Genomic DNA, 12487 nt, shown 5'->3' on the forward strand with positions numbered 1-12487 from the left:
GGGGGCGGCCCGCCCGGGGGTTTGCCCCGCGGGGTTGGGGGGGGCGGGTGTTGGTGAGTGGGGGACGCCGCGCGGGGGGGGGGGGGGCGGGGGGTGGGGGGGGGCGGGGGGGGGGGGCGGCAGCCGTGGTACGCGGCCTCGCCCCGCCCCGGCCCGGGGGCGCCCCGCCCCGCCCTCAGGCGGCGGCAGCCGCCGCGAGCCGGTCCGGCAGGGGCGCCGCGTGGACGACCACCAGCCCCGAGACCGCGCGCGTGAGCGCCACGTACAGCCGGCGCAGGCCCGTCCGCTCGTCCGGTTCGCCGTCGACCACCGCCGCCGGCTCGTCCAGCACCACGTAGTCGTACTCCAGGCCCTTCGCCAGCGACGCCGGTACCAGCGTCAGGCGCGCCGCCGACGTCGTCTCCTCGCCCGGCGCCAGGTACCCGAGCCCCGCCGCCGTCAGCGCCTCCGCCAGCGCCGGGACCCGGGCGTCCGCCGCGATCAGGCCGATCGAACCCTCGTGCGCCAGCGACTCCCGGCAGGCCGTGACCGTCGCCGCGTCCAGCTCGGCGGCCTCCGGGACCGCCCGTACCGCCAGCGATCCTGGCGACTCCCGTACGGAGGCCACCGGCGCCAGCCCCGGCGAGATCGCGGGCAGCAGCCGGGACGCGTACGCGATCACCTCGCGCGGTACGCGGAAGCCCGCCGTCAACTCCTCGACCAGCGCCTCCGGTTTGCCGAGGTGGTGGAGCGCGTCCGCCCAACTGGACGTCGCCCACGGTGTCGTGCCCTGCGCCAGATCGCCCAGCACCGTCGCCGAACCGGTCGAGCAGCGCCGGCCCACCGCGCGGTACTGCATGGGCGAGAGGTCCTGCGCCTCGTCGAGCACCACATGGCCGAGCGAGTGCGTACGGGCGATCAGATCGCCCGCCTCGTCGATCAGCACGGCGTCCGCCGGTGACCACTTCGCGGACCTCACGCTGCGCGCCGGCTTCGCCCACAGGATCGTCTTCTGCTCGTCGGCGCTCAGCACCCCCTCCGCGTGCGCGGCCAGGAACTCCGCGTCGGAGAGCAGCCGCAGCACCAGCTTCGCCGGATCCACCTGCGGCCAGACGGACTTGACCGCCGCCTTCACCGCCGGGTTGCGCGCCACCGCGTTCTGCACCCGGTCGTCGGGCGCCTCGCCCGCCTCCTCCATCCGGACGAGCACGGCGTGCGCGATCCGCTGCGGCAGCGCCTCGTGCGCCGCGCCGTACCGCATGTCCCGGGCGAGCAACTGCTCGACCATCTCGACGAGTTCGTGCACCGGCACCCGCCAGCGCCGCGAACCGCGCACCACCACGACCGGCTCGGTCGGCAGCGTGACATGGGACCGTACGGCCCGCCGCAGCACCTCCGCCATCCTGGCGTCGCCCTTGATGACCGCGGCGTCGGCCGGATCCGTACCGCGCACCTCCGTCCCGGCGGCGACCAGATCCGCGACCGTCGCCTGCTTCACCTCCAGCTCGCCCAGCGTGGGCAGCACCTGCTCGATGTAGTGGAGGAAGGAGGCGTTCGGCCCGATGACCAGCGTGCCCGTACGGGCCAGCCGCTCGCGGTGCGCGTACAGCAGATACGCGACCCGGTGCAGACCGACGGCCGTCTTCCCGGTGCCGGGCCCGCCCTGCACACACACCGTGCCGCCCAGCCCGCTGCGGACGATCTCGTCCTGCTCGGGCTGGATCGTCGCGACGATGTCCCGCATGGGGCCGACGCGCGGGCGCTCGATCTCGGCCTGGAGGAGCTTGCTGGAGGTGTCGGCCTCCGCCGGGTCGGAGAGGTGCTCGTCCTCGTACGCGGTCAGCTCACCGGCCGTGTAGCCGAAGCGCCGCCGCAGCGCCACGTCCAGCGGCTTCACCCGGGACGCCTGGTAGAAGGGCTGCGAGACGGGCGCGCGCCAGTCGATCACCATGGGGTCGCCCTCGGCGTCGTGGACGTGCCGCCGCCCGATGTAGAACGACTCGCCCTCCGCGCCCTCGGCCTCCTCCGCCCCCACGGCGTGCAGATAGTCGAGCCGGCCGAAGAAGAGCGGGGTGTGGGCGAGATCGGCGAGCGCCTTGACGCGCTCGTCGATCTGGGACTGGAGGACGGCCGCGTTGACCCAGTTCGCGGTGACGTCGCGGATGTCGAGCGCCTGCACGTCCTCGCGCATCGCGCGCAGGGCGGAGCGGGAGGCGCCGAGATGGGCGCGTTCGCGCGACAGGGGGTCGGGGGGATCGAGGGGCGCGGTCACGGTGGTGCCTCCGGGGCTGTACGCACGCCGACGGGCCGCGCGCTCCTGCCGTCCGTGCGTACCCGCGCCGGTACCTGCGTCGGTGCCTGCGGATGTACGTGCGGGACGGCCGGACGGCGGGCTCCGGTCCGGCGTGGCTCACGTCATGGCGGTCGGCCGTCCGGTTTCCGTCCGGACGACGGCGCTCCCAGCGGAGGGAGGCGGGCAAGGTGCAGGATTGTAGCCAGTCGGTGACGACCGGGCGAATGGATTTCCTCCGCGGCCCGTCCCGGGGGTTCCGCCAGGCTCTGTCCCGGAGGCTCCGCCGGGCTCCGTCCCTGGGGTTCCTCGGGGTCCGTCCTCCAGGGGACCCCACCCGGCCGAAAGTCGTACAGCGGCGCACACGCGGTTCACACCGTGGGCCGATGTCATCCACAGGCCCCGGAGGGACCATGGAGACATGAGCACAGCAACCTTCACCCCGATCCACGCCCCGCACGGCGCGCCACTTCCGGGCGCGACCGCGACGGGCTCCGTCCCCCACCCGGGCCACCCGGTCGGCAATGCGCTGCGCGCGGCCAAGGTCTTCCTGACCGCGGCGTTCAACGTCGCCGTGATGGGGGAGTACGCGGAGGAGGCGGGCATCAAGCGCCGTCACTGATCCACTAGGGTCGCGGCCGTGACCTACCGGACCGTGACCTCCCGCTCACTCATCGCAGTGGGCGCGCTCGTCCTCTCCCTCGCCGCGTTCGCCGCCGTCTGCGTCACCCGGCCCGTCCCGCTGGCCGACACCCGCGTCTACCGCGCGGAGGGCGCCGCGGTCCTCGGCGGGACCGACCCCTACGGGACCGACCTGTACGGCACCGGCACCGGCCCCGACGCGTCCGGCCCCGGCACACCCGGTACCGGCCTCGCGTACCCGCCCTTCGCGGCGATCCTGTTCGTACCGACCACCTGGCTCTCCGCCGACGCCCTCAAGGTGGTCTTCGTCCTCGGCAACCTGGCGCTGCTGGCGCTGCTCGTACGCCTCTCCCTGCGCCTGGTGGCCCGTTCCGCCGCCGCCCGGTCCGGTGTCCCCCCGTCCGCCGCGACAGCGACAGCGACCGTGCCCGTGCCCCTGCCCGCGGTCATGACCCTGGCCCCGGCCGTGGCCCTCGGGCTCTGGCTCGAACCCGTCGCCCGGACCATCCTCCTCGGCGAGATCACCCTCGCCCTCGCCTGCCTCGTCCTGTGGGACCTGGCGCGCCCCGACCACGCGCTCGGCAAGGGCTTCGCCCTCGGCATCGCGGCGGGCATCACCCTCACCCCGGCCCTCTTCATCGTGTATCTGCTGCTCACGTCCCGGGTACGGCAGGGGCTGACCGCCCTCGCCGCGTTCACCGGCACCGTGCTGCTCGGGATGCTCGTCCTCCCGTACGCCAGCGACGAGTTCTGGACCCGCCGGATCTTCGAGACCGACCGCACCGGCGCCGCGTGGGCCGCGGGCAACCAGTCCCTGCACGGTCTGCTGGCCCGCCTCCTGCACACCCCCGAGCCGGGCGCCGTCTGGGCGGCCCTGGCCCTGCTCACCGCCGCCGCCGGGCTGTGGACCGCCCGCCGCGCCGTCGTCCGGTCCGGCTCGGAGACCTGGGGGATCCTGCTCACCGCCCTGACCGCGCTGCTCGTCACCCCGGTGAGCTGGTCCCACGAGTGGGTCTGGTGCGTACCGCTGCTGGCGGCCCTGCTCGCCGAGGGCCGGCTCCGTACGGCCGCGGTCGCCGGGGCGGTCTGGACGGCCCGCAGCTTCTGGGCCGTACCGTACGAGGGCGAACCGGCCCTGCGGCTGCCGTGGTGGCAGCAGCCCCTGATCGCGCCCTACGCGCTCTGCGCCCTCGCGCTCCTGGCCCACGCGGCCTGGCACCACACCCGGGCGCCCGCCGGCGACGGGACCCCGCTCCCGCGGCGGGCACCGGCGGCGAAGGACCGGCCGCCCTCGTCCACCCCGGGCCGCCCCCTCACCCCTCGGTGAGGAGTTCGTCCGCGTCGACGATCCGGTACGCGTACCCCTGCTCCGCCAGGAAGCGCTGCCGGTGCGCCGCGAAGTCCTGGTCGATCGTGTCGCGCGCCACCACCGAGTAGAAGCGCGCCTCGTGACCGTCCGCCTTCGGACGCAGCACCCGGCCGAGCCGCTGGGCCTCCTCCTGGCGGGAGCCGAACGTACCGGAGACCTGGATCGCGACCGTCGCCTCGGGCAGGTCGATCGAGAAGTTCGCGACCTTCGACACCACCAGCACCGAGATCTCGCCCTGCCGGAACGAGTCGAAGAGCTTCTCGCGCTGCGCGTTGCTCGTCTCGCCCTTGATGACCGGCGCGTCCAGATGCTCGCCCAACTCGTCGAGCTGGTCGATGTACTGGCCGATGACGAGGGTCTGTTCGCCCTGGTGCCTGCGCACCAGCGCCTCCGTCACCTTCCGCTTCGTCGCCGTCGTCGCGCAGAAGCGGTACTTCTCCTCCGTCTCGGCGGTCGCGTACGCGAGGCGCTCGCTGTCGGTCAGGTTGACCCGTACCTCGACGCAGTCGGCGGGAGCGATGTACCCCTGCGCCTCGATCTCCTTCCACGGCGCGTCGAAACGCTTCGGCCCGATGAGCGAGAAGACGTCCGACTCGCGGCCGTCCTCCCGTACGAGCGTCGCCGTCAGGCCGAGCCGCCGCCTGGCCTGGAGATCGGCGGTGAACTTGAAGACGGGCGCGGGCAGCAGATGCACCTCGTCGTAGACGATCAGCCCCCAGTCGCGGGAGTCGAACAGCTCCAGGTGCGGGTAGATGCCCTTACGGCGGGTCGTCAGCACCTGGTACGTGGCGATCGTGACCGGCCTGATCTCCTTCTTCGTACCGCTGTACTCGCCGATCTCGTCCTCGGTCAACGAGGTGCGCTTCACCAGCTCGTGCTTCCACTGGCGGGCCGAGACGGTATTGGTCACCAGGATCAGCGTCGTCGCCTTGGCCTGCGCCATCGCACCCGCCCCGACCAGCGTCTTCCCGGCCCCGCAGGGCAGCACGACCACTCCGGAACCGCCGTGCCAGAACCCCTCGACGGCCTGCTTCTGATACGGCCGCAGCGCCCACCCCGACTCGTCCAGCTCGATCGCGTGCGCCTCGCCGTCCACGTAACCGGCCAGGTCCTCGGCCGGCCAGCCCAGCTTGAGCAGCGTCTGCTTGATCTGGCCGCGCTCGGAGGGGTGCACGACGACGGTGTCCGGGTCGATCCGGTTGCCGACCAGCGGCTGGACCTTCTTGGAGCGGAGGATCTCCTCCAGCACGGGCCGGTCGGTGGAGGTCAGGACCAGGCCGTGGGTGGGGTGCTTGGACAGGGTGAGCCGCCCGTAGCGGGCCATCGTCTCGGCGACGTCCACGAGCAGGGCGTGCGGCACGGGATAGCGGGAGAACTCCACCAGCGCGTCGACCACCTGCTCGGCGTCGTGCCCGGCGGCGCGGGCGTTCCACAGACCCAGCGGGGTCAGCCGGTAGGTGTGGATGTGCTCGGGGGCGCGCTCCAGTTCGGCGAAGGGCGCGATGGCACGGCGGCAGGCGTCGGCCTGGTCGTGATCGACTTCGAGCAGCAACGTCTTGTCGCTCTGGACGATGAGCGGTCCGTTCACAGTTGCGCCCTTTCCGTCATTCGCTAGGGCATCCGGATGCCAAACGACCAGTGTCGCGCATCCCGCGCCGATCCGGCACCCGCGTCGGTCCGGCGTCCGTGGAATCGGTGGGATCAGGGGTGGCGTGGGCCGCGTATCCCCGTGGGGCGGGGGCATCAGGGGGCTATGACCGCTGAGACGGAAAGGACCGGGCCGGCCAGTGCCGCGCGCCGGGGTGTGTCGTGGGGACGGACCGCGTTGCGGGTGGCGATCATGGGGGTCGCCTTCGTCGCCCTGGTGGGGTTCGCCGCCGTGCTGGCAGAGATGACGCTGACGCCGTCCCCGGTCTCCGCCGATCTCGCGGGGTCGAACCTCAGGCCGGGGCACTCGCTGATGCAGTACGCCGAGGACTACACGTTCCTTGCCGCCTGCAAGCAGATCGGTGGGAACCTGCTGATGGGGGCGCCCTTCGGGGTGATCCTTCCGCTGCTCATGCCGCGCCGGCTGCGACTGGTGCGGGTGGTGGTGCTGACCGCCGTGGTGATGGCGCTGGTGGAGATGGCGCAGGGCGCGATGGTCGAGGGCCGGGCCTTCGACGTGGACGATGTGATCCTGAACACCAGCGGCGCGATCATCGCCTATCTGCTGGTGGGACGGCGGATCTCGCACCGGTTCCACATGCTCGGCGCGCCCCGGCCGCAGCCGCAGCCTGAGCCGGAGTCGGCCCCGGAGCCGGAGCCGAAGGTGTCCGTGGAGAAGCCGGGCGGGCGGGTGTCCGACCGGCCGGCGCTCCTGCTGCGGCGGCTCAGGCCGGGTCGTCGGCCAGCTCCGCCACGCCCGTGATGCGGTGCAGCGGGTAGGTGCGGACCTCGTCGGCCGTGTGGTCGTACGCCGTGACATAGCCGCCCTCGACCCGGACCGGCGCGATGACGCGCTGGCTGGCCGCGCCGTCCGCGTTGACGTAGCCGATCCAGACCGACGAGCCGGTCATGGCGGCCGCCTGGACCGTCGCGAGCGTCTCGGCGGAGGTCGTACGGGGGAGCGCGCCGTTCGCCCCGGCCGGGGAGGCGGCGGCCAGCGCCGCCGCCGACAGGGTCGCCGACCCGGAGGCCATCGGTTCGGGCACCGGCCTGCGGACCACCGTCGCCGCCATGTCCCCGGCCCGGATCGCCCGTACCGCCGCGCTCAGCAGCGTGCCGTCCGGCGTGGGCGGTCCGTCGGGGACCGGCGCGGGCGCCGTACGGGGCGGGGTGCGGTGGGCATGGGCGCGGGTGATCATCACATCGCCGTCCGCGGACTCGGCGGCGGGCGCGAACCCCATCGTGCGCAGCCCTTCGAGCAGCGCCCCCGCGTCCGCGTGGGCCGCGAGCACGGTCGGCGCGAGGCGGCGCAGCCGCAGGGACTGGGAGCGCTTGTCGGCCAGGATCTCGTCGAGCACGGCCTCGTCGTCGCACCGTACGTACGCGGAGGCCACGCCGACCCGCAGATGGCCGTGTTTCCGCGCCACGTCGTCGATGAGGTAGGCGAGTGGCTGCGGTACGGGCGTACGGCTGTGGTTCTTGAGGAATTCGTGCAGGTCGGAGGCGGACTGTCCGGCGTCCAGGGCACGGCGTACGGAGCCGGGCGTGAAGCGGTAGACGGTGGCGCCGCCCTTCGACTCGACGTCGGCGGCGACGGACAGCAGCTCGGCGAGGGGGCGCAGCAGCGGGCCGGGGGCCACGGCGGTCAGATCGGCCTGGAGGAGCACGTGGTCCAGGGCCTCGGGCAGCAGCGGCGCGAGGGCGCGGGCGGCGCGGAGCCCGGCGGGGGAGAGTCCGGTGGGGGAGAGTCCGGTGGCGGAGTGGGCGGCGGCCGGGTGGACGGGGCTCCGGTCCGTGCCGGTGCCCGTGCCGTCGCTCTCCAGGAGCGCGCGGGCGTGGGACGACAGCGCGCCCCGGCCCGTGATCCCCAGCATCTCCGCCTCGTTCAGCGTCCAGGCCGCGAGCCGCGCGCGCAGGTCGTCCGAGCGGCCGGCGGCGGACGCGCCGCGCAGGGGGCGTTCCCAGCGCAGCCGGGCGAGCAGCGACTCCGGGTCGGGGGCGGTGCCCTCGGGGAGGGTGGCGAGGAGTTCGAGGATCCGGCGCCGTACCTCCGGCGCGGGGCCCCGGTCCAGCTCGGGGCCGAGCGCCGCGAGCGTACGGCCCTTGGAGTCCTGGCTGCCGACCAGCCCGGCCGTACGGGTCGCCGCCAGCCACGCGGTGGCGAGGCGCGCCCAGCGCTCGGGGGCGGGCAGCTCCTGCCAGTCGTCGTAGGCGGGGGTCGGCGCGTACCGTTCGTCCGTCTCGCCGTCCGACGCCAACAGCCCGGCCGCGTAGGCGAGTTCGACCCAGAAGGCGGCGACGGGCTCGGTGACGTCCAGGGCGGTGGCGGTGCGCTTGAGGTCGCGTACGGAGAGACCGCCGGCCCGCAGGACGTTCGGGCCGCCCTCGTTCCAGTCCTTGGCCAGCTCCTCGACGGTGGCGAGCGCGGTGAACGCCTGGCCCGCCGCCGTGCTGTCCACCACCTGTGGACGGGCGGTCTCCGGCCGCGCGGCCGGGGACAGGACCGAGGACGGCGGGCGTCCGGCCCGGTCACGCGCGGCGGCCGAGCCGCCGGCCGCCCCCTCCGCACGCGGCGCGATCGCGGGCGCCGCCGGTTCCGGCCTGCGGTGCGCGCGCCCGGCGCGCAGATGGAGCGCGGCCTCGCGCGGCAGCACGACCGTCCGCGTGGTCGCGGGCAGCAGCAGCCCCCGGTCGCGCAGCCAGCGCACCGGCGGCGTCGGGGTGGACGTCACCTCGCCGTACGGCGGCCCCCACACCAGCCGGTCCAGCACCGACAGCGCCTCCACGGGCGCCGTGTCGAGCAGCGCCGCCATCCGCGTCCGGTCGGTGAAGAGCGCGGTGAGCGCGGCGACGGCGGAGACCGGGTCGTGGGTGGAGGGCAGCGCCGTCGCCGTCAGGATCTCCTGGAGCCTGCCCGGCGACATCCCGGCCGTGGCCTCGGCGACGGTCGGGCCGAGCCCGGTCGGCGAGGGGTGCGTGGCGGACGGCGCCAGCAGTTCGCGTGCGGTACGGACGAGCCGCAGCCGGTCGTCGGCGCCCCAGACCAGCGCCTGGTCGCGCAGGGTCGCCACGGCGGCGGGCAGCGCCGCCTCGATCCGCTCGTCGCCCTCGTCGCCGGTGAGCAGCGCCCGGAGGGTGTCGTACGGAGCGGGCTCGGGCGCCACGGCCAGCGCCTCGGCGGTCTGGAGCGTGAACCGGTCGAGCCGTTCCAGCGCCCGTACGACGGACGCGCGGGTTCCGGCGCGGGTCGCGAGCTGGGAGAGATCGCCGGGCACCGGGTTGAGGAGATCGGGCCTGGCACGCAGCAGGGCGGCGAGCGAGTCGTCCCCCTGGGTGCGCAGGGCCTCCGCGAGCGTGCGCGGTGGCGTACCGCCGGTTCCTTCGGACACGTGCGCCTCCTGCTCAGCCTTCGCGGGTCCCCATCCGTTCCACGTTAGCCCGTGAAGGCCCCGCCGCTCGCGTCCCAGGGGTGGGGCGGGCCGCGGGTTTTCCGGGGCGCGGTGGATTCCGGCGTTCTTCGTACCGGAAGTACGTGCTGGAAGGACGGGGTGGACGCGCGGGGGAGGAGTTCGACACCATCGCGCTGTGGCCGCCGTGGTGGCGGGGGCCACGCCGGCCCGGGGTGTGCGGTGCGTGTGTGCGGAGGACAGTGTGGGGATCGAGAGCGACCAGCTCGTCTACGACTACCTGAGTCGTGTCGGGGACGCGGCCCAGCAGCAGCACCTGCCTTCGGGGGACCGGATGCGGCTGGTCTCGACCCTGCGCAACGAGATCGACAAGCAGCGCGGGAAGTTCGGCACCGACAGCCCGGCCGCCGTCCGCCGGATCCTGGGACGGCTCGGCGAGCCGCACGTGCTGGTACGGGAGGCCGCCCGGCGGGACGGCGCGGGGGACGGCGACGGGTACGGGGGTACGGGGGCGGCGCGCGCCCCGGAGCCGCCGGAGGTCGCGGTACCGGTGCAGCGGCAGCGGACGGGGCTGGCGAAGGGGCTCGGCCTGCTGGGGACGAAGGGGGCCAAGGGCTCCAAGGGGGCCGCGGGGTCCTCGGGGGCCACGGGGACCTCGGGGGCCGCGGGCTCTACCGGACCCGGGGCGCCGGAGCCGGCCGGGGCGGCCGGGCCGTCAGAGCCGTCGGGGCCCGTCGAGTCGCGCGGGCCCGCCGAGCCGGACGAGCCGCTGCCGCCGGCGACACCAGCCGCGCCGGCGGCACCGGAGGCGTCGGAGGTGTGGACCGTCACCCCGATGCCGTTCGCCCCGCCGCCCGCCGTCCCGGACGCCGCCGCCCCGCCGACCGGACCGGAGGCGGAACAGGGCCCCAGGATCCCCGCGCAGGCCGCGGAGTCCCCCGTACCCCCCACGGACTCCGCGCCGAGGACGCCGCCCCGCGCCCGCCCCGGGCCCGACTGGTGGCGGATCGACTCCGGCCCGGCGGGCATGGGCGGCATGTCGGCGGAGCCGACGCACGGGTTCGTGGGCGGGGTCGAGATCCCCGACATGCTCAAGCCGCCGCCGCCACCGCCGCCGAAGAAGACCGCGGACGCGACGGATCCGGCGGTGGTGGAGGACGGCGCGGACGGCACCGGTACGGAGGCCGCCGGGGCCCCGGACGGTACGGCGGGCGCCACCGGCCCCCGCCGGAGCTTCCGGCTCCGCCGCCGGCCCCGCCCGGCCAAGGGCAACGGCCTGTCCAACCCGTTCCTGCTGCTGGCGGCGGCCCTGCTGGTCGCGGGCGCGTTCCTCGGCTCCTGGCTGGCCCTCGGCGGCGGCTGGCTCCTCGCGTACGCCTCCCGGACCCTCTCCCGCGCCGAGGCGAAGTGGGCGGTCTTCGGCCTGCCGGGCGTGTCGGCGGCCGGGGGCCTGGTCTGGATCTGGGGCCGGACGGACGGCCGCTGGGGCGAGGTGATCCCCAAGGACGGCATGGCGGACGCGCTGACCGGGGTCTGGCCGGTGGTGCTCCGTACGGCGGCGGTGTCCTCGGCGCTGTACCTGGTCTGGCGCGCCCGGCGGAAGACCGCCCGGTAGCCCCCGGGCGGCTGACTGCGGCTGTCTGCGGCTGCCTGCGGCTACCGCAGGGTGATCGCCTGGACGGGGCAGGTCGCCACGGCCTCGCGGACCGCTTCCACCGCTTCCGGCGACTCCACCGTGTCCCCGTGGTCCGGCAGCAGCGCGGCCACGCCGTCGTCGTTCTGGGTGAAGACGGCGGGCGCGTGCAGGACGCACATCGCCGCGCCGATGCACCGTTCGGTGTCGATGGCGACGCCGGTGTCGCCGGGGATGCCGGGGGCCATGGCGCCGGCGCTACCAGGCGACCGGCAGCTCGGCCACGCCGCCCAGCAGCGCGTGCGGGACGCTGCCCCGTACCTGCTCCGGGGAGACGGCCAGCCGGAGGGACGGAACCCGGCGCAGCAGGGTGTCGAGCGCGACCTCCATCTCGGCGCGGGCCAGGTTCTGTCCGACGCACTGGTGGATGCCGTAGCCGAACGCGACATGGCGGCCCGCCTTCCGGCGGATGTCCAGCACGTCCGGGTCCTCCCAGGCGCTCGGGTCCCGGTTCATCAGCATCGTCGAGATGATCACACCGTCGCCCTTCCTGATGGTCCGTCCGGCGATCTCGATGTCCGCCGTCGCCACCCGCTGGAGCCCGTCCGTGACGGAGGTGAGCCGGTTCAGCTCGTCGGCCGCGCCGGGGATCAGCGACGGGTCGTTCCGCAACGCGGCGAGCTGATCGGGGTGTTCGAGCAGGGCCAGGACGGAGGTGGCGATCGTGCTGGACGTGGTCTCGTTGCCGCCGATCATCAGGACGGTGCAGATCATCACCAGCGCTTCCGCGTCCGCACCGGCCGGGCCCGTGCCGTCCCGGTTCCGGGCGAGCGTGATCATGTCGTCGATCAGCTCGTCACCGGGCACCCGCAGCCTTCGCGCGATCAGGTCGCGGAGATAGGCCAGGATCTCCTGGAACGCCTGCGCGGGGACGTCCGCCCCGTCCCCGTCGGCCGGGGAGAGCGCACGGCGGGAGCACGCGTCGAGCTGCGGACGGTCCTCCTCCGGTACGCCCAGCAGCGCGAAGGTCGCGTCGGTGGCGAGGGGCAGGGTGTAGGCGGTGACCAGGTCCGCCGGGTCGCCTCCGGCGAGCATCCGGTCGAGGAGCGCCTCGGCGGTCCGCTCGATGTACGGACGCAGCGCGGCGATCCTGCGGATGCCGAAGCCCGAGGTCAACAGCTTGCGCTGGCGCGCGTGTTCGGGGTCGTCCGTGCCGATCAGGGGAAGGGCGTCGAACCTCTGGGTGCCGAGGCGCTCCGTCAGGAAGGGGAAGTCGGGGTGGTCGGTGTCGGAGGAGAGCCTCGGATCGGGCAGCAGCGCGCGGCCCTCGGCGTTCCCGGAGACCAGCCAGACCAGCCGGCCGTCGTACAGGCTCACCTGGGACACCGGCCCGGACGCGCGCAACCCGTCGTAGCCCGGGGGCGTTCGGTACGGGCAGGTGCGCTCCATCGGGAAGCCGGGAGCCCGGCCCGCCGGACCTCTCTCTCCGGCTGCCGAGGCCGAGGCCGATGTCGACGGCG

Annotated in this window: 9 protein-coding genes; 4 read left to right on the forward strand and 5 right to left on the reverse strand. The window is 74.7% G+C overall.

The features are described from left to right. Positions 1 to 175 precede the first annotated feature (175 nt). Positions 176 to 2251 (reverse strand): HelD family protein, encoded by a 2076-nt coding sequence (locus ACFXPK_RS21390; protein WP_384999773.1) that lies wholly within the window; start codon positions 2249 to 2251, stop codon positions 176 to 178. Between the two features lie 439 nt (positions 2252 to 2690). On the opposite strand from ACFXPK_RS21390, the gene ACFXPK_RS21395 reads away from it, so the two are divergent. Then, positions 2691 to 2891 (forward strand): hypothetical protein, encoded by a 201-nt coding sequence (locus ACFXPK_RS21395; protein WP_384999770.1) that lies wholly within the window; start codon positions 2691 to 2693, stop codon positions 2889 to 2891. An 18-nt stretch (positions 2892 to 2909) separates the two neighbouring features. Further along, positions 2910 to 4238: a glycosyltransferase 87 family protein gene (locus tag ACFXPK_RS21400; RefSeq protein ID WP_385077646.1), complete on the forward strand. Its 1329-nt coding sequence runs from the start codon at positions 2910 to 2912 to the stop codon at positions 4236 to 4238. Here the strand turns inward: ACFXPK_RS21400 and ACFXPK_RS21405 are convergent. Continuing rightward, positions 4225 to 5868 (reverse strand): DNA repair helicase XPB, encoded by a 1644-nt coding sequence (locus ACFXPK_RS21405; RefSeq protein ID WP_384999764.1) that lies wholly within the window; start codon positions 5866 to 5868, stop codon positions 4225 to 4227. The genes ACFXPK_RS21400 and ACFXPK_RS21405 overlap by 14 nt on opposite strands. Positions 5869 to 6120: 252 nt before the next feature. Here ACFXPK_RS21405 and ACFXPK_RS21410 point away from each other — a divergent pair, with 252 nt between their 5' ends. Next, on the forward strand, positions 6121 to 6690 hold the full coding sequence (locus ACFXPK_RS21410) for a VanZ family protein (protein WP_385077706.1): 570 nt from the start codon (positions 6121 to 6123) through the stop codon (positions 6688 to 6690). Here the strand turns inward: ACFXPK_RS21410 and ACFXPK_RS21415 are convergent. Then, a complete protein-coding gene (locus ACFXPK_RS21415; protein ID WP_385077649.1) occupies positions 6653 to 9316 on the reverse strand; it encodes a helicase C-terminal domain-containing protein in 2664 nt (887 codons plus the stop codon). The two genes, ACFXPK_RS21410 and ACFXPK_RS21415, sit on opposite strands and share 38 nt — an antisense overlap. Positions 9317 to 9578: 262 nt before the next feature. Between ACFXPK_RS21415 and ACFXPK_RS21420 the strand changes: the two genes are divergently transcribed. Further along, a complete protein-coding gene (locus tag ACFXPK_RS21420) occupies positions 9579 to 10949 on the forward strand; it encodes a hypothetical protein (protein ID WP_385077652.1) in 1371 nt (456 codons plus the stop codon). 41 nt (positions 10950 to 10990) lie between these two features. Here the strand turns inward: ACFXPK_RS21420 and ACFXPK_RS21425 are convergent, their stop codons facing one another. Continuing rightward, complete coding sequence (locus ACFXPK_RS21425; RefSeq protein WP_385077655.1) at positions 10991 to 11215, reverse strand: ferredoxin; 225 nt, start codon at positions 11213 to 11215, stop codon at positions 10991 to 10993. 10 nt (positions 11216 to 11225) lie between these two features. Further along, positions 11226 to 12344, reverse strand: coding sequence for a cytochrome P450 (locus tag ACFXPK_RS21430; RefSeq protein WP_384999748.1), 1119 nt, complete (start codon positions 12342 to 12344; stop codon positions 11226 to 11228). Positions 12345 to 12487: the final 143 nt, after the last annotated feature.

Source organism: Streptomyces sp. NPDC059142, assembly GCF_042755665.1.
GTDB lineage: Bacteria > Actinomycetota > Actinomycetes > Streptomycetales > Streptomycetaceae > Streptomyces.